The sequence below is a fragment of the Alteromonas sp. KUL150 genome, from assembly GCF_009811475.1.
Taxonomy (GTDB): Bacteria; Pseudomonadota; Gammaproteobacteria; order Enterobacterales; family Alteromonadaceae; genus Alteromonas; species Alteromonas gracilis.
In genome coordinates this window covers 1-17,602 of sequence record NZ_BLIJ01000007.1, presented here as the reverse complement: position 1 = coordinate 17,602, position 17,602 = coordinate 1, and the positions used below count along the sequence as shown (strand labels likewise).

Here is a 17,602-nt window from a genome sequence, read left to right as displayed (position 1 = left end):
GTCTTTTCCCTAAGCGACACAATAGATTATTGGGAAGATCTATTGCGAACTGCACTATATTACTCTTAAAAGGTGTTCTAAATCTTCTAACTCATTATTGTAGCACTTACTTGAAATGGAGCATGCAGATATAGGATTTATACTATATTAGCCTTTACAAGTAGTATGCGCTTTTTTCTAAGTAATACAGCGAAAAGTTATTATACATAAGTCTATGACTTTTGATACTAAGCTCGCTTAACAGACGTCGACCAGTCCTTAGCGAGGTGGATCTAAATTGTCATTTACACTGCCATTTACTCTAAACCAGCCAGCAACAGAGTGACGTGTTCGCGCTGCTGGTAATACTTCATGGGGGAAGTCTTCGCTTAGAAAAACAACAAACGTCCCAATTTTGGGTAACACGCGTGTGCCAATAAGGTCTTCACTGTCAGCATACAACACCAGCTCTCCCCCATCCTCTCTTTTCCAATCGTCATTTAAATACGCAACCAGCGATAAAACGCGATTACCTTGACCTTTGAAAGCATCTACATGACGTTTGTAAAATTTACCGGGTTCGTAGCAAGCAAAGTGACTTTCAAAGGAAAACAGGCCCATGAACAAAGAGCGATTAATATAATTCTGCATTGCTGCGCACCAATCGAGCCAAAGCGCGCCTTCTGGAGTAGAACCAGTTATCCAACAGATTTCATCGCCCCTTATCTCTTCCGCTTTTTGATAGTTAAACGAACGACCTATACCCGCCTTTTTATATTCCTCATCAGCAATCCAACGCTGACGGGTTAAGAGCGCATCAGTTATAAACTCAGGTAAACCGTTTTCTTGGATAGAAAAACCTTTTGATACAAGGTCATCAACGATATTTTCAAAAATTAATTCATCAAAAATGCGAAGGGGTTGGTGCGAAGCGAGTTGTTCTCTGTTCATCTAATTGTCATTACCTAAATAATCTTCCCGGTTATTTTATTTAGCAGTGGCAGCAAAGGGCCACGAGAGTGGCGAAGTTATACGCTGAGGTTCATCATATAGCAACGATCAATCACGCTGAAATGCCGCAATTTTTTAATCGAGAATAGAAAAAATATTAATCGTAAGACATTGCACTTCAAGGTCGCACACTTCTTGCTTGATTTCGCTAACCGTACTTGAGTTATCTATATTTCACGTTCACTTAAATGAGAAAAATTAAGATGAACAGTGGCGTTTCTAAGCGTACTATCACATGGTGATGTAGACACTCTTAGTTTCGTAAGAAATTTTCAGCAAAATGAGTAACCCATGAGTCAAGACCAAACACAAATAGAAGAAACTGAACACCATCTAGATTTAAGACATTTGAGGCTAGATGATTACGACGATGTAAAAGCATTGATGGATAAGGTGTACGCCAATGTTGGAGGCGCATGGCCTTATTCTAACTACAAAGCCCAAGTAACCACTTTTCCTGACGGTCAAATTTGTATTGAAGACAAGGGCAAAGTGGTAGCGTTCGCGATTTCAGTAATTGTGGACTACGACCAGTTTGGCGATAAACACAGCTACGATGAAATAACTGGCGATGCTTACTTGACCACTCACGATCCTAATGGCGACGTTCTCTATGGTGTTGAGGTTATTGTTTGTCCAGAATACCGTGGATTAAGACTGGGTAGACGCCTTTATGAAGCACGTAAAGAGCTATGTCGAAACTTGAATTTAAAGTCAATAATGGCAGGCGGGCGTATTCCAAATTACAAAAACCACGCACATGAACTGTCGCCTTATGAGTACATCGAGCAAGTTAAACTTAAAGATATTTACGACCCTATACTCACCTTCCAGCTTTCGAACGGGTTTGAAGTAAAGCAAGTGATGTCGGCTTACCTACCTGAAGATGAAGCCTCTAAAGGGTATGCAACGTTACTTCAATGGCACAATATTTACTATGAGCCGGGCACACCCTCGCTTATTGCAAGTAGAAAATCCAACGCACGTATAGGCTGTATTCAGTGGCAAATGCGATATTTCAACAACGTTGAAGAGCTGTTGCAGCAAGTAGAATATTTTGTTGATGCACTATCGGATTATTCATGCGATGTTGCTCTGTTCCCAGAGTTTTTTAATGCCCCACTGATGGGCCTTAGCCCGTCAGAATCGTCGATAGACGCAATATGGCACTTAGCTACTTACACGAACGAAATTTTAACTGCCGTTTCGCATTTAGCCGTGTCTTACAACATCACTATTATCGCAGGCTCAATGCCAGTGGTTGAAGATGAAGAGCTCTTTAATGTGAGCTACATCTGTAAGCGTGATGGTACGATTGAAAGCCAGTACAAGCTGCACCCCACGCCTCATGAGAAGAAAGATTGGATTATGAAAGGTGGAAACAGCCTTAAAACGTTTGACACGGATTTTGGCAAAATTGGCGTGTTAATCTGTTATGACGTAGAGTTTCCAGAGCTTGCGCGTATTTTATCAGAGCAGGAAATGCAGATACTGTTTGTGCCATTTTGGACAGACACCAAAAACGGATATTTGCGGGTACGTCGTTGTGCGCAAGCCAGAGCGATTGAAAATGAGTGTTATGTCGCCATCGCGGGCAGCGTAGGCAACCTGCCTAAGGTTGATAACGTCGATATTCAATATGGACAAACGGCTGTATTTTCACCGAGTGATTTCGCTTTCCCTCATGATGCGATTGTGTCGGAAACGACACCAAATACAGAAATGACGCTTATTGTTGACTTAGACTTAGACAAACTTACCAAACTTCAAAATGAAGGTTCTGTCCGAAACTATTTGGATAGAAGACGTGATTTATATCGCGTCGAGTGGATAGGCGACAAAAGCTAAGAAAGCAAGATAGACGCAACAACACTAATCATACAAAAGTTAATGTATGTCACCATGGCTTATGTGGAAATTAAGCGCCCCATAAGCCATGGAATTTCCTTCGATTTAGCGATAACATAGAATCGTGCGCAAATACAATAAGGGCTTTCCTGTTAAGTGACGTAGCTCCCATGACTTAATTCGAAAGTGCTTCATAAAGAGATAAATAACTGACTATGGCAAACAATTCAAAAAACGACGATTTTCCTACCATTAGGCTTGATGAGGAAGACCGTCGAGATTATCAGACTAAAAGGCAGGCGACTCCAACAACGTCACCATCGACTCCTCGTTCTACGCCACCTTCTCAACCACCCTCCAATAATGGTGGCGGAAATGGTATCTGGGTCACTTTGATTGCTGTTATTGCGCTAGCTGCGTGTGGTGGATGCTATTATCTTTATACGCTACTGGAACAGCAAAAAACTGTCGCTGACCAAGCTGAAAAGCGCATTATGCAGCTTGAAAACAAACTCTCTGCGACAGGTGAGGAAATTGGTGAATCTACCGTTGCGCTACAAGTTAAGGTTACTGAACTCAGTAACAAAACCAACGAATTGTGGGAGCAAATGGATAAGCTTTGGGCTTCAGCATGGCGTCGTAATCAAAAAGAAATTGCAGATTTAGGCGACCGTGTTGGTGACGTGCAAACTGCCGTAAATAAAAACATTAGCGCTGTGTCTGACGATGTTAAATCTCAGTCGGCAGCCATTAACTCTGTTAAAAACCAATTAGCTTCTCTAGCCGATGAACTATTGTCTGTGAATGTTCAGTTAGAACAAGCAGCGAGCGATAAGCAAAGTGCTCAGCAAAGCGTACGAAACCTCAGTGATAAGCTTTCTGTACTAGAGCAACGCAACACCACCCTTTCAGGCAGGATCACTAGCCTTGAAAATGAAATTCGGGAAATCGCAACAAAGGTGGTGTCTAGTGGCGGTGCATCAAGTGGAGGTGGTTCTGCGCCATCAACAGAACCAAACAACTAACTTTGTTTTGTACTTACCGCGACAGGAGCGACTGCTTTTAACGTTTTTGTGGTAAATGAAACCGACGTCAAAGTGAATTTGAATATGAAAGGGGCTATTAGCCCCTTTCGTTTTTTTAAAAATTAGACTGAGGCGTGATAATATCGACCTCTTTCAAGAATCTACAGGAAACACTGCGCAATGAGTGACCAAGCGCTAAAACGTTTAAATAAATATATCAGCGACACGGGCCTTTGTTCACGCCGTGAAGCCGACAAACTCATTGAGCAAAACCGCGTTATTGTAAACAATAGTCCCCCAGAGCTAGGTACAAAGGTTGGCCCCAATGACATTGTGAAAGTTGATGGAAAAGTGGTTGGTAAAGTTGCAAAAGACAAATCTGACCGCGTTTACATCGTCTACAACAAACCAATTGGTATCACTTGTACAACCGAACGTGATGTTAAAGGAAATATCATTGACGCTATTGGCCATAAAGACCGGATATTTCCTGTGGGAAGACTTGATAAGCCATCGGAAGGTTTAATAATTCTTACAAGCGATGGCGATATTGTTAATAAGATTTTACGTGCCGAAAACGCTCACGACAAAGAATATGAAGTTACGGTCAATCAGCCGATAAGCGAACGCTTTGTGAAGCGTATGTCTCGTGGCGTGCCTATACTGGGAACAGTAACAAAACCTTGTATCGTAAAACCTACTGGCAAGGCTAAATTTACGATTATCCTTACCCAGGGCCTTAACCGACAGATACGCAGGATGTGTGAATTTCTCGGTTACGAAGTGACCAAACTAAAGCGTACCCGCATCATGCATCTTGAACTTGGCACACTTAGACCAGGTCAATGGCGTAATTTGACGGAGAGAGAACTCAAAACGCTCAACAATGCGGTAAAAGATTCTTCGAAAGTAGCGAAAGAGCTACCAGAGTAAATACGAACCTGTTTTCAGATACAAAAAAAGCGCCCATTGGGCGCTTTTCTTTGAAACCTAGTCTTATCGACGTAGACCTAGACGCTTGATAAGGTCAAGGTAACGCTCAGCGTTCTTGCCTTTAAGGTAGTCTAGAAGCTTACGACGTTGGCTAACCATACGTAGAAGACCACGACGTGAGTGGTGATCTTTCTTGTGATCAGCAAAGTGACCTTGAAGCTTGTTGATGTTGTGAGTTAGCAAAGCAACTTGAACTTCTGGTGAACCAGTGTCGCCTTCTTTAACGCCGTACTCAGCAATAATTTTTGCGGTTTCTTCTTTAGTTAGTGACATATCATTCTCCTAATATTAATGCTTCGCCGATCACTAATTCAGCAAAGCGGAATGAGCGCAGTATTATAATGACCTTTTTACAGTTAGCAAGAACTCTACAGGGTATTTTCATTAGTTGGTGCTATTAAATCCTCGGTACTGCGGGCCGAGCTTTTTCTTTATCTCATTTTTGTAAGTAAGTCCGTCTAAAAAGCGTTCGGCGCGCTGACGGCTTTTGTCTTCATAGCTGCGGTACACAAAGAGTGCTATTTCTATCTGGGATTTTTGGTCATGAACTAAAGAAAGCTTATCTTCGACGAACTCTGGGTGATTGCGCGCGCCACGATATAAAACGTTCATAATGGCACGCTGTGTATCAATACCTGTTCGTTGTTGAACCCACTCAAGCGCCTCTTGTGGCTCTATACCAGCGATAAGATCAGCGGCATGCTCAACATCTGTTTTATAATTTTCTTCTACGCTTTGTGCAACATACCAAGACGCTGCTTCTACAGGAGCAACGTGAAAATAATTATTGAATATTTCCTTTTTGATTTCGCGAGTTTCGGCGTTATCTTCCAGCGAAGCAACCCAGGTTTTTACGCCTTCTACGTCGTTTCGAGCCCATTGCTGAAGGTGACTGCGTTCAATTTGTTTATCATTTTGATCCTCAACTACCGGCAAAATATCAATAAACTCACTCGACGTTTCTAATGCGCTAAAGACACCGTTGAATGCAAGCCGCTTTTGGTTGTCTGTTTTAAGTAAAGAGATAGAGTTAATAGCATTAAACACGTCTTTCTTGGCCATCTCTTGAAATATTATCATGGCATAAACGCTATTTTGCAGCGATGGCGACTGGGCATCAGCGTTTTGATTCATAAACCAATCTAGGGCTTCGGCTGGGGCTTGATTTGCCCAGTTTACAATGACTGACACCTTGAGTTGCATCTTGAATTCAGGGTTGCCCTCTAAATTACTTGCAAAATCAATAGCCCGGTTGGGATTAAGCTCGACTAGGCGAGTTACCATTGAGGAGAGTAAAACCGCAGTTTCGATTGATATAGCTGAAACATCCCAGTCAGATAACGCTTTTATTACGGAAGCTTCATCCATCTCACTAATAAGCGTAATGAAAGCCCCGGTCTCTTTTAAACTGAGCCTTTTTTTATCACGCAGCCATAAATCGATATCAACCTTAACAGGCTCATTTGTTTTTACAGAAATATGCGCAGGATTGGTGACGTCGGTATCGACGGATGCTTTATGAGCTGTCTTGTTTTGAACCTTACTGTTGTCGTCTAATTGAGATACGACGCTATTTGGCGTGTTTGTTAGTGAAGCATTTAACCAAAAACCTAATGTGAATGCGATGCCCACAGAGCAACACCAAGTGACTATCCTTTTCATTAAACTGCAATCCTGTTTGGGTAAAAGAGTAACAACACAAGTTACAACGCTACAACTGCCTTGTAACTAATTTTTATGGTTCCTATATAAACATGAAAAAGCTCGGCTTCATAGCCGAGCTTTGATGATATATGACAATAGTGACAGAGGCAGCAGCGTTAGTTGTACACGACCCGGCGTTTAGGGTTAACAAACACTTCTTGTTTAGGGATACCTTGGTCTTTAGGGTCGAGAACCCCTTCTCCTACGCCTAAGAAAATACCACTGGTATCGTCGCCATGGTAAACGCGATAAGCAGTGCCTTCACAAAGTGCTTCGCTGCACTCGCCTTTTACAGATTGGCCGTTATCAAAACGGTTTCTTTCAGCGTCGTTAATCGTCACAAATGGCAAACGACTTACGGCGGTATCCATAGGAATAAGCAACTCATCAAGCGCTTTAAAGTCACCTTCTTCCAGTGATTCCTGAATTTCAATCAACTTATCAAGCGATACCATTTTATCCGTAGGGTAGTCTGCTACTTCAGTGCGATGCAAACGAGTCACGTAAGCACCGCAGCCAAGGTTCTGACCTAAATCATCTACGATGGAGCGAATATAAGTGCCTTTGCTGCACTTAATGCGCATTTCTACAAACGGCAGTTCAATGCGCAGTACATCTAATTCATACACTTCAATATCACGGGGTTCACGCTCGATTTCTATACCTTGACGGGCATAGTGATAGAGCGGCTTACCTTGATGTTTAAGCGCTGAAAACATGGACGGGATTTGTTTGCTCTTACCAAGAAATGCCAAGCACGCATCGCGCACTTGCTCTTCGCTCACATCAACAGGCTTTTCTTCAACCGCTTCACCGTCTGCATCAGACGTAGTTGTGCGCACGCCCAGTTGAGCCGTTACTTCGTAGGTTTTCTCGGCATCCAGAAGAAACTGAGAAAACTTAGTGGCCTCACCTAAACACAGCGGCAACATGCCACTGGCAAGTGGGTCAAGTGCGCCTGTATGCCCGGCTTTAGCCGCTTTGTAAAGCCAGCGCACTTTTTGAAGCAGTTGATTAGATGACCCACCAAGCGGTTTATCAAGCAATACTATGCCGTTAATCTCACGGCCTTTACGACGTCTTGCCATTTACTCCTGCTCTTGTGGATCGTCTTTATCGCGCTTTGACTCATCTTTTGCGATGGTCTGCGACACAAGATTAGAAATTCTCATACCTTCTATAATCGACTTGTCTTCAAAGAAATGAAGATCAGGTACTGAACGCATGCGAAGACGTTTAGCTAGGATACTGCGAATAAACTTCTTGTATTCAGCAAGTTGCTTGATTTGCACTTTGCCTTCTTCTTCAGTGCTATTGTAAATAGTCACGAAGATTTTTGCGTGCGCTAAGTCGCGCGACACGTCAACATCAGAGACAGTTATTAATGGCATGTCCCCAACACGATGCTTATATTCATTTTGCAGAATGCTCGCCACTTCTTTATGAACTTGCTGAGCGACTCTGTCGGTACGTGAAAATTCACGGGCCATTTGTACTCTCCTTTCCTTATTTACTTTCAAACATGAATTGCGCCTGCTTTTTTAGAATACAGACAAAAACGGGAGCACTCGGCCCCCGTTTTTCACATGCCGAATTAACTAAGGCAATTAAATTTCGCGTTTAACCTCAACGATTTCGAAGACCTCAATTTGGTCACCTACTTTCACGTCGTTGTAGTTCTTAACGCCAATACCACATTCCATACCGCTACGAACGTCTTGAACATCATCTTTAAAGCGACGTAGTGATTCAAGCTCACCTTCGTAAATTACTACGTTGTCACGAAGTACACGGATTGGATTGCTACGCTTAACGTTACCCTCAGTAACCATACAGCCCGCGATTGCACCTAGTTTAGGTGACTTAAATACATCACGTACTTCTGCAAGACCAATGATTTCCTGCTTGAACTCTGGTGCAAGCATACCGCTCATGGCCGCTTTCACTTCATCAATTAGGTTATAGATAACGCTGTAGTAACGTAAATCGATTTCTTCCGCTTCTAGTACGCGACGCGCTGTTGCATCAGCACGAACGTTAAAGCCAAGTACGATAGCACCTGATGCAGCTGCAAGGGTTGCGTCCGTTTCAGTGATACCACCTACGCCGCTACCTACAATATTCACTTTAACTTCAGCAGTAGAAAGCTTAACAAGTGATTCAGAGATCGCTTCAACAGAGCCCTGTACGTCGGCTTTAAGCACGATGTTAAGTTCGCTAACATCGCCTGATTCCATGTTTGCAAACATGTTCTCAAGCTTCGCTTTTTGCTGACGAGCCAGTTTAAGTTCACGCTTCTTCTGATGACGCTTAGCGGCAACTTCACGGGCTTTGCGCTCATCTTTAACAACAGCGGCATCTTCACCTGCAACAGGAACGCCTGACAAGCCAAGTACTTCTACTGGTGTAGACGGGCCAGCAACTTTCATGTCTTGACCGTTTTCATCGCGCATAGCACGAACACGGCCGTACTCTTCACCACACAGAAGGATATCGCCAGGACGTAATTGACCTTCCTGAACCAATACAGATGCGACAGGACCACGACCTTTATCAAGACGAGACTCAATAACGATACCGCGACCAGGGCCTTCAGCAACCGCTTGCAAATCAAGTAGCTCCGCTTGAAGAACGATAGCTTCTAATAGCCCATCAACGCCCATACCGGTTTTGGCCGATACGTTACAGAACTGGTGCTCACCGCCCCACTCTTCTGAGATAACTTCTAGTTGAGAAAGCTCAGTTTTAACGCGGTCTGGATCGGCTGTTTCTTTATCCATTTTGTTAACTGCAACGATAAGAGGTACGCCAGCAGCGCGAGCGTGCTGTACTGCTTCTTTCGTTTGCGGCATTACACCGTCATCAGCAGCAACAACCAAGATAACGATATCTGTTGCCGTAGCACCACGGGCACGCATCGCTGTAAATGCAGCGTGTCCAGGTGTATCTAGGAAAGTGATTTCACCGTTGTCCGTTTCTACTTTGTAAGCACCGATGTGCTGAGTAATACCACCAGCTTCACCATCTGCTACTTTCGCGCGGCGGATGTAGTCAAGTAATGATGTTTTACCGTGGTCAACATGACCCATGATAGTTACAACAGGTGCACGGCTGGTTTTGATGCCATCCATACCCTCTGCTAACAACTCGTCTTCTAGCGCGTTGTCGTTTACAAGCTCGTATTTATGGCCCATTTCTTCAATAACTAGTACCGCAGTATCTTGGTCTAGTACTTGGTTAATGGTTGCCATTTCGCCCATCTTCATCATCGTTTTGATAACTTCGTTAGACTTAATAGCAAGCTTACTTGCCAGTTCGCCTACGGTGATGGTTGCGCCAAGCTTAACTACGCGCTCTACAGGCGCAGCTGGCTTGTTAAAGCCTTGCTTAAGATGTTCACCAGCGTTTTTCTTCGACTTGCGACGACGACGAGATGAACGCTCAACCTGCATATCTTCTTCGTCTTCTGCTTCTTGCGCATAACGGTTAGAGTGCAAGTGAACTTCTTCTGCTTCTGCTTTCTTACGACGCTCTTCTTCTTCTTTCCAGCGACGCTCGTTTTCTTCAGCTAATTTACGCGCTTCTTCCGCCGCTTTCTTAGCGTCTTCTTCAAGTTTCTTCTGCGCTTCTTCTTCTTGCGCTTTGCGTAAACGTTCTTCTTCTTGACGAGCCGCTTCCGCTTCTGCTTTCTCAGCCTCGCTTAATTCAGGCTCGTCTTTCTTACGCGCCTCTGCTTCTTTTTTCGCTTGCTCAGCACGACGAGCGCGCTCTTCATCAGCGGCTTTTTTCGCTTCTTGCGCTTTACGTGCTTTTTCTTCTGCAGCTTTTTTCGCTTCCGCCGCAGCTTTCTCTTCCGCTTCGCGCTTCAAACGTGCTTCTTCTTCAAGACGCTTCGCCTCTTCTTCCGCTTGGCGCTGCTGTTCTTCAATGTCGCTACGCTTAACGTAAGTGCGCTTTTTGCGTACTTCTACTTTCACTTCTTTAGACTTACCAACACTGAGTGTGCTCGTTGTCTTACGCTTAAGTGTCATACGCGTTGGTTCAGCTGCGCTGCCGTGTTGCTTACTTAAATGATCCAATAGTTTTTGTTTCTCGTCTTCGTTTACCTGATCGCCGGCACTCTTAGAGATACCCGCGTCTTTAAACTGGCCAACCAATCGGTCAACGGTCGTACCAATGTCGCTGGCGAGCTTTTCAATAGATACATCTGCCATTACGTAATTTTCCCCCTGTTGACCTTACTCTTCTTCACTGAACCATACGATATTACGAGCCGCCATGATTAATGCACCGGCTTTCTCTTCGTCTAGTTCATCGATATCACTGATATCATCGGTACCTTGTTCTGCTAATTCTTCTAGGTCGGTAACACCGCGGCTGGCCAACACATAAGCCACGTGTTTACTCATACCTTCAAGATTTAATAAGGCTTCGGTAGGTTCTGCACCTTCAAGCGATTCTTCGTTCGCAAGTGCACGCGTGGTTAAGAAAGCACGCGCTCTATTGCGCAGCTCTTCAACCATTTCTTCATCTAACCCTTCAACCGCTAGAAGTTCACTTGCTGGCACGTATGCCACTTCTTCTAGTGTTGTAAAGCCTTCATCTACTAGGACTGACGCGAAATCTTCATCGATGTCCAAACCTGCAGTAAATAGATTAAGTACCTTCGCGTTTTCTTCTTCGTGTTTCTTGTTGAGATCGTCAACCGTCATCACGTTAAGTTCCCAGCCAGTCAGTTGGCTAGCTAGGCGTACGTTTTGACCACTACGGCCAATTGCTTGCGCTAAGTTGTCAGCTTCAACGGCTACGTCCATATTGTTGCTGTCTTCGTCGACAACAATAGACGCTACCTCAGCTGGTGCCATTGCATTGATAACGAATTGCGCTGGATTTTCATCCCAAAGCACGATATCAACACGTTCGCCGCCAAGTTCACCCGACACAGCTTGTACACGTGATCCACGCATGCCCACACACGCACCAACTGGGTCCAAACGTTTGTCGTTAGTTTTAACAGCAATCTTTGCACGTGAACCTGGATCCCGCGCTGCAGATTTAATCTCTAGTGTTTCTTCCGCTATTTCTGGCACTTCTAAACGGAATAGTTCAACTAGCATGTCTGGATGCGTACGGCTAATAAATAGCTGTGCGCCACGCGCTTCTGGGCGGATAACATATAGAAGACCGCGTACACGGTCGCCCGGACGGAAGGTTTCGCGAGGAAGCATATCATCGCGATAAATAACACCTTCAGCATTGTTGCCTAGGTCGATGATGATGTTATCGCGGTTAACTTTCTTAACCGTACCTGTTACCAGCTCACCTACTTTGTCTTCATACTCAGCGATCATTTGCTGACGCTCAGCTTCACGCACTTTTTGCACGATAACTTGCTTAGCGGTTTGTGTAGTTATGCGGTCAAATTTAATAGATTCAATCTGTTCTTCAACATAATCACCAAGTTGTATTTCAGGCTCGTCGATTTGCGCTGCAGAAATCGTGATTTCGGCAAATGGATTTTCCTGTACTTGATCATCAGGAATTACCAACCAGCGACGGAATGTATCAAAGTCACCTGACGATCTGTCGATGCTTACACGAACTTCAATTTCGCCTTCGTTTTTCTTTTTGGTTGCGCTAGCGATTGCAAACTCTAGCGCTTCAAAAATTTTCTCTCTAGGCACTTGTTTTTCATTTGAAACGGCTTCCGCCACTAACAAAATTTCTTTATTCATTTTCGCCTCACTTTTGCTTTCGTCGATGAAAGCAGAGCTGTTCCGTTAATCGAACGTGGGAACAACGTTACCTTTTTCGATATTCGCCACAGCTAACTGGAACTGCTGGCCGTCCACTTCAATACTTACCATGCCGTCTTCGCAAGCAAGTACTTTGCCTTTAAAATTACGTCTGTCGCCCATCGGCATAGACAAACGAACTTGAACTACTTCACCCACAGACTCAATGTAGTGCTTTTCTTTGAAAAGCGGTCTGTCCATACCTGGTGATGACACTTCCAAGTTGTATTCAGTACTAATTGGATCTTCTACGTCCAAAATTGCGCTAACCTGATGACTTACATCTGCACAATCATCTACGGTAATACCGTTTTCATGATCTATAAAAACACGAAGAATCGAATGTTTCCCCGCTCGTACAAACTCAATACCAACCAGCTCGAAACCCAGTGCTTCCACACCCGGCTCTAACATTTCGGTTAGTTTCTCTTCAAGTTTTGCCAATGCAAACCTCCAAAAACGAAAAAAGGGCCTAAAGCCCACCTGTCATCACCCGGCTCAGCCAGGCTGACTCCAGGTTTTAATACAACAAAAAGCCCCGGACTAGCGGGGCTTTTATTAAAATTCTGAACCCATACCTGCCAGCAAGGGCAGTTGCAAACCTATGGGTAAAACCACCGTTAGGTGATAGCTTGCTATGGATAAGTGCGTTACTTTCCTAACTTGAGGGAGCCCGCTCTCATCACTCGATGAAAGCATTATACGTATAGGTGACACATTAAGCAACAGCCAATACCTACTCTTCGTCTTTGAAGGCTGCTCTTATCTCCAAGACTTTGGGCAGTATCTCTATCATTAAATCGACTAACTTAGGTTCAAAGTGCTTACCTTTTTGACTTTTTAGAAAATCAACGGTTTCATCAATGGTCCACGCTTCTTTGTATGGCCGTTTACTGGTCAGCGCGTCAAATACATCAGCGATGGCACAAATACGTCCCTCAATAGGAATATCCTCACCAGCTAGCCCTCTAGGGTAGCCTGTTCCGTCCCATTTTTCATGGTGTGTTAGTGACACTGATTTCGCCACCTGCAACAACAGAGAATCGCCGCAATCACCAATGATTTCCGCACCAATTTCTGGATGCTTTTTCATAGTTGAAAACTCTTCATCAGTCAGCTTTCCAGGCTTTAGCATTATACTATCGGCAATACCTATTTTTCCTATATCATGCATTGGTGCAGCATGTAGTAGTATCTCTGCCTGCTGAGCTGTCAGCCCGTAAGCGAGTGCCAATTCTTTAGCAAAATGACTCATGCGCATGACGTGCATACCGGTCTCGTTGTCTTTATACTCCGCCGCTTTACCCAATCGTTGCACAACCTGAAGGCGGCTGTTAAGCAACTCATCTGCTTGCACCAGGCTAAGGTGAGTTTTCACCCTAACTCTTACAATAGCCGGGGATATTGGCTTAGTTATGTAGTCTACTGCACCGGCATCAAATCCCTCGGCTTCATCATGCTCATCATTTAATGCAGTAACAAAAATAATGGGAATATGCTTAGTATTGCTTTGCTGCTTTAGATGACGGCATACTTCAAAACCCGTTAACCCTGGCATCATAACGTCAAGAAGAATTAAGTTAGGTAGCCTAGTCTCGGCGAGCTTTATCGCCTCTTCACCATTTTTTGCGAATATCAGCTGATACTCAGACTCAAGAAGCCTTTTTAAAACACGAAGGTTAACAGGCTCGTCGTCAACAATAAGTAATGTCGGTTTAGCAATTTCAGTTTCTAACATCCCGTATCTCTTAACTACGTTAACTTTTTAATGAGCGCTCTGATACCCTGTTGCGCTAGCTCAAATTCAAAATCATCAATATCAAGGAGAATTTGATTAATCTCATCATTATATAGGGTTGGCGCGGCTTCACGCAGAACGACCAATTCCTCTTCATTGACCATGTTTTGCTCAACACTAATTAATAATATTTTGAGGTGCTCAAGTATGAGTTCATTGTCGATGCTTTCATTTATAGCATCTTCAGCGTAAAGCGGAGACTCACTTAACATTAATTCAATTTTATCTAACGCCTCTCTTAACGCATTAATGTCATCAATATCCACCGTCGACTTTAGCGCTTGAGACTCAATATCACTTGCTATATTGAAGAATGTTGTCAAACCGAGGTTGCCTGACATACCTTTAAGTCGATGTGCTTGCTTCGCTATAGCAGCAAAGTCTTCTTTTATGGCTGAGTTCATCAACGCGTTTATTTGATCGCGACACGTAGAAGTAAATTTGTCTACCTCTTGAAGAACCGCCGCTTCACTGCCCCATAACTCAATGGCTCTGTTTAAATCTAAGACGTGCTTTTCAACCAAAAGCGTTGACGCAGTTTGAGGTTTTACGCGACTTTGACTGTGAACAGGTGCTTTGTTGCTTTCGACATTAAGTACTCGCGCAATCTCGTCCATCAATGAAGAAAAATCAACAGGTTTGTTGGCAAAGCCCTCCATACCCGCTTGCTGAGCAGCGTGCTTGTCCTGTACAAGTACACTAGCAGTCAAAGCAATTATGGGCGTTGCCGGTAGCCCCTGCTCTCTTTCAAAGATCCGACGTTGTTTGGCTGCCTCCAACCCATCCATTCTCGGCATTTGCAAATCCATCAAAACAATGTCAAATGCTTCCTCGCGCATTTTTTCCAATGCTTCAATGCCATCCGTTGCTGTTTTTACTTTATGGCCAGAGCGTGTAAGCAGCAGTGTTAGCAACTCTATATTTTGCAAAACGTCGTCAACGACTAATACGTTCAATGTAGCGTCAAGATACGTCGTTTGTTCATTAATCATTGGAACACTACTTTCAACAAATTCTGAGGCTTCAAGGGGAAGCCTGAAAGAAAAAACAGACCCTTTGTTCACTTCACTTTTCGCGAAGATAGTACCGCCCATTAGTTCTACTAGCTGTTTAGAAATTGTCGTTCCTAATCCTGTACCACCGTACTTCCTGCTCATCGACGCGTCGGCTTGTGAAAATGGGTCGAAAACCCTGTCGAGTTGCTCACTCGTCATGCCAATACCGGTATCTGAGACATCAAAACGAACGAACTTTTCGTCGCTTTTCACATTGATGATCACCTGGCCTTGGTGGGTAAATTTCACCGCATTTCCAATTAAGTTATTAAGAACTTGTCGAATACGCTCTGGCACACCTCGATAAGACGTGGCGACTTGATCATCCACATGAAGTATCAATTCAACCTTTTTCCGTTTGGCCTCTAACCAGAATGTTGAAATAACTAAGTCGAGCTCTTCACGGATTATAAAATCTCGATAATCCAATTCGAGTTTTCCTTTGTCTAACTTTGCGCTGTCCAAAATGTCGTTGAGAAGGTGGAGAAGAGAACGCGCGGAACGATTTATGGTGGTAAGGTGAGACTTTTGCTCGTCTAATAATTCCTCGCCAAGCATGAGATCACTAAAGCCAATAATGGCATTCATTGGCGTGCGGATCTCATGGCTCATGTTTGCAAGAAATGCGGTGCGAGTTGCTGCCGCTAACTCTGCTTTTTCTTTTGCAGCTTTAAGCTCTTCTTCCATAACGCGCCTATGCGTTATATCCGAGATGAAGCCATCCATATATAGTACGTTTCCATCATCGTCTTTAACATGGACGCCATGTTCTGTTACCCATTTCACGTCGCCAGACTTTGCAATAATGCGGTATTCAAATGAAAACCCGCCAGCGTCGCTATCAATATTTGAAAACATTTCCACATCATCGGGGTGGTAAAGCTCTGAAAACGAACGTTTAGGGCTGGGCAAAACAAAATCTTCGGGAGGATAGCCTGTAAGTTCTATTACTGCATCACTAATAAAAACCATCGGCCAATCTGGATTAACAAGACAACGGTAAGCCACACCGGGAATATTGGAAATTAAACTTCTAAATTTAGCTTCACTTTCTCGAAGCGCATTTTCCATTTCTTTTCTTTTACGCAAATCAGAAGCGAAGGAGACAAACGTTGGCCTTCCATCTAGTTTGGTGTAGCCCACACCAACGCGGACGGGTATCTTTTCGCCATTTTTCCTTAAAATTTCGACTTCTCTTCCAGTACCTATAATTTGTTCTGTAGGCACACTTCGTTGACTAAAAAAGTCGTCACCATATAGATAGCGTTTTTCATGGGGGATAACTACGGATGCATGCTGTCCAACCAACTCGTCGGGTGTGAAGCCGTATATATCTTCAACCGCAGGGTTGGCTGTTTTAATGATACCCTTATCATCGACAGTAAGAATAGCATCGACCGCCGTATCCGTGATTGCTCTTTGAACCCGCTCGCTTTCTATGGCTCTAACCATCACATCGCGGTATTTGAACAGAAGGCTTACACCTAAAACCATCGTAATCAGTATCAGGGTAACAACGGCGATAGAGACAGCAAGATAACCTGCAATACCTGATGATTGCGTAGACGTTTCCATGCCCGGCGGTAAAACAAATCGTGCGGCGGCCATACCGGTATAGTGCATACCTGATATTGCACCGCCCATAATTACGCTGGCCAATACCACATACTTTCCAAGAAAATTATGAGACTTTGTTGCTTTTTTAATGCCGAATTTTATCCAAAGAGCAAGCATTGCAAGGAGCACGGCTATCACAATAGAAAACGCGAACATAGTAAGGTCATATCGCAGCAATGGCGCCATTTCCATTGCTGCCATGCCGCTGTAATGCATTGTTCCAATACCTGAACCAACCAGTACACCGCCCAGTACAATCTCACCTGCGCTAATACGCGACTTAGTTAAAAGGTAAAGCGCTACCCACGCGGCCGCTACGCCCGGTAATGACGACAACCCCGTTAGCGTAGCGCTGTAACTTACAGGTATGCACAATTCAAAGGCTGTCATACCTAAAAAATGCATAGACCAGATCCCACCGCCTAGCGCGACACTTCCAGTCCCTAGAAGAATATTCCGACGTAAACTGTCTTTTGTAACAGCCGCTTGTTCAGCAACGTTAAACGCCATAAATGAAGCAAACATGGCAACTAAAAGTGATAAAACAACCAAGGGAAAATGATACGCACCTTCAAGTAAGGTAGCGTGCTCGTCAAAAGTAAAAAAGCGGGAAATCATAGGGCGGCCAAACTACCTTATATGCAATTATTCTATTGGCGTATTGAAGTGACAACCATACACAGTTGTAGTGTAGTCGTTAATTTATTGTTTGTGATGTAGACAAAAGTAAGATAACAGCAGAAATAAAAAAACCCAGCAAATGCTGGGTTCTTCTAT

The 17,602-nt window shown here is 43.9% G+C and carries 13 protein-coding genes; 3 read left to right on the top strand and 10 right to left on the bottom strand.

Annotated elements, in window-relative coordinates; translation table 11 throughout:
- Window positions 1-258 precede the first annotated feature (258 nt).
- Window positions 259-930, bottom strand: coding sequence for a 2OG-Fe(II) oxygenase (locus tag GVO62_RS01250; protein ID WP_105931086.1), 672 nt, complete (start codon window positions 928-930; stop codon window positions 259-261).
- Between the two features lie 351 nt (window positions 931-1,281).
- On the opposite strand from GVO62_RS01250, the gene GVO62_RS01245 reads away from it, so the two are divergent.
- From GVO62_RS01245 to rluF, 3 genes are all read left to right on the top strand, one after another.
- Entirely contained in the window at window positions 1,282-2,838 is a 1,557-nt protein-coding gene (locus tag GVO62_RS01245) for a bifunctional GNAT family N-acetyltransferase/carbon-nitrogen hydrolase family protein (protein ID WP_105931085.1), read from the top strand.
- A 215-nt stretch (window positions 2,839-3,053) separates the two neighbouring features.
- On the top strand, window positions 3,054-3,863 hold the full coding sequence (locus tag GVO62_RS01240; protein ID WP_159117397.1) for a hypothetical protein: 810 nt from the start codon (window positions 3,054-3,056) through the stop codon (window positions 3,861-3,863).
- Window positions 3,864-4,043: 180 nt separating this feature from the next.
- Complete coding sequence (gene rluF, locus GVO62_RS01235) at window positions 4,044-4,796, top strand: 23S rRNA pseudouridine(2604) synthase RluF (RefSeq protein WP_159117396.1); 753 nt, start codon at window positions 4,044-4,046, stop codon at window positions 4,794-4,796.
- Window positions 4,797-4,859: 63 nt separating this feature from the next.
- On the opposite strand, the gene rpsO is transcribed toward rluF, so the two are convergent.
- The 9 genes from rpsO to GVO62_RS01190 all read right to left on the bottom strand — a co-directional run bounded on the left by rpsO (window position 4,860) and on the right by GVO62_RS01190 (window position 17,443).
- Window positions 4,860-5,129 (bottom strand): 30S ribosomal protein S15, encoded by a 270-nt coding sequence (gene rpsO, locus GVO62_RS01230; protein ID WP_025255019.1) that lies wholly within the window; start codon window positions 5,127-5,129, stop codon window positions 4,860-4,862.
- Window positions 5,130-5,240: 111 nt separating this feature from the next.
- Complete coding sequence (locus GVO62_RS01225; protein WP_159117395.1) at window positions 5,241-6,518, bottom strand: hypothetical protein; 1,278 nt, start codon at window positions 6,516-6,518, stop codon at window positions 5,241-5,243.
- 158 nt (window positions 6,519-6,676) lie between these two features.
- Window positions 6,677-7,648, bottom strand: a complete 972-nt coding sequence (truB, locus tag GVO62_RS01220; RefSeq protein WP_159117394.1) for a tRNA pseudouridine(55) synthase TruB — start codon at window positions 7,646-7,648, stop codon at window positions 6,677-6,679.
- A complete protein-coding gene (rbfA, locus tag GVO62_RS01215) occupies window positions 7,649-8,050 on the bottom strand; it encodes a 30S ribosome-binding factor RbfA (RefSeq protein WP_105931081.1) in 402 nt (133 codons plus the stop codon). It lies immediately after the preceding gene.
- A 117-nt stretch (window positions 8,051-8,167) separates the two neighbouring features.
- Complete coding sequence (gene infB, locus GVO62_RS01210) at window positions 8,168-10,774, bottom strand: translation initiation factor IF-2 (protein ID WP_159117393.1); 2,607 nt, start codon at window positions 10,772-10,774, stop codon at window positions 8,168-8,170.
- 24 nt (window positions 10,775-10,798) lie between these two features.
- Window positions 10,799-12,295, bottom strand: a complete 1,497-nt coding sequence (gene nusA / locus GVO62_RS01205) for a transcription termination factor NusA (RefSeq protein WP_159117392.1) — start codon at window positions 12,293-12,295, stop codon at window positions 10,799-10,801.
- 45 nt (window positions 12,296-12,340) lie between these two features.
- A complete protein-coding gene (gene rimP, locus GVO62_RS01200) occupies window positions 12,341-12,799 on the bottom strand; it encodes a ribosome maturation factor RimP (RefSeq protein WP_105931078.1) in 459 nt (152 codons plus the stop codon).
- Window positions 12,800-13,091: 292 nt separating this feature from the next.
- Entirely contained in the window at window positions 13,092-14,093 is a 1,002-nt protein-coding gene (locus GVO62_RS01195; protein WP_159117391.1) for a response regulator, read from the bottom strand.
- 14 nt (window positions 14,094-14,107) lie between these two features.
- The gene (locus GVO62_RS01190) at window positions 14,108-17,443 is read right to left on the bottom strand and encodes an MHYT domain-containing protein (protein ID WP_159117390.1); all 3,336 of its coding nucleotides are present in this window, start codon (window positions 17,441-17,443) and stop codon (window positions 14,108-14,110) included.
- Window positions 17,444-17,602 lie beyond the last annotated feature (159 nt).

What these genes read in the sequence shown, in the direction of transcription:
- GVO62_RS01250 (WP_105931086.1), bottom strand. Translation starts at nt 930, where the DNA reads ATGAACAGAGAACAACTCGCTTCGCACCAACCCCTTCGCATTTTTGAT.
- GVO62_RS01245 (WP_105931085.1), top strand. Translation starts at nt 1,282, where the DNA reads ATGAGTCAAGACCAAACACAAATAGAAGAAACTGAACACCATCTAGAT.
- GVO62_RS01240 (WP_159117397.1), top strand. Translation starts at nt 3,054, where the DNA reads ATGGCAAACAATTCAAAAAACGACGATTTTCCTACCATTAGGCTTGAT.
- rluF (WP_159117396.1), top strand. Translation starts at nt 4,044, where the DNA reads ATGAGTGACCAAGCGCTAAAACGTTTAAATAAATATATCAGCGACACG.
- rpsO (WP_025255019.1), bottom strand. Translation starts at nt 5,129, where the DNA reads ATGTCACTAACTAAAGAAGAAACCGCAAAAATTATTGCTGAGTACGGC.
- GVO62_RS01225 (WP_159117395.1), bottom strand. Translation starts at nt 6,518, where the DNA reads ATGAAAAGGATAGTCACTTGGTGTTGCTCTGTGGGCATCGCATTCACA.
- truB (WP_159117394.1), bottom strand. Translation starts at nt 7,648, where the DNA reads ATGGCAAGACGTCGTAAAGGCCGTGAGATTAACGGCATAGTATTGCTT.
- rbfA (WP_105931081.1), bottom strand. Translation starts at nt 8,050, where the DNA reads ATGGCCCGTGAATTTTCACGTACCGACAGAGTCGCTCAGCAAGTTCAT.
- infB (WP_159117393.1), bottom strand. Translation starts at nt 10,774, where the DNA reads ATGGCAGATGTATCTATTGAAAAGCTCGCCAGCGACATTGGTACGACC.
- nusA (WP_159117392.1), bottom strand. Translation starts at nt 12,295, where the DNA reads ATGAATAAAGAAATTTTGTTAGTGGCGGAAGCCGTTTCAAATGAAAAA.
- GVO62_RS01195 (WP_159117391.1), bottom strand. Translation starts at nt 14,093, where the DNA reads ATGTTAGAAACTGAAATTGCTAAACCGACATTACTTATTGTTGACGAC.
- GVO62_RS01190 (WP_159117390.1), bottom strand. Translation starts at nt 17,443, where the DNA reads ATGATTTCCCGCTTTTTTACTTTTGACGAGCACGCTACCTTACTTGAA.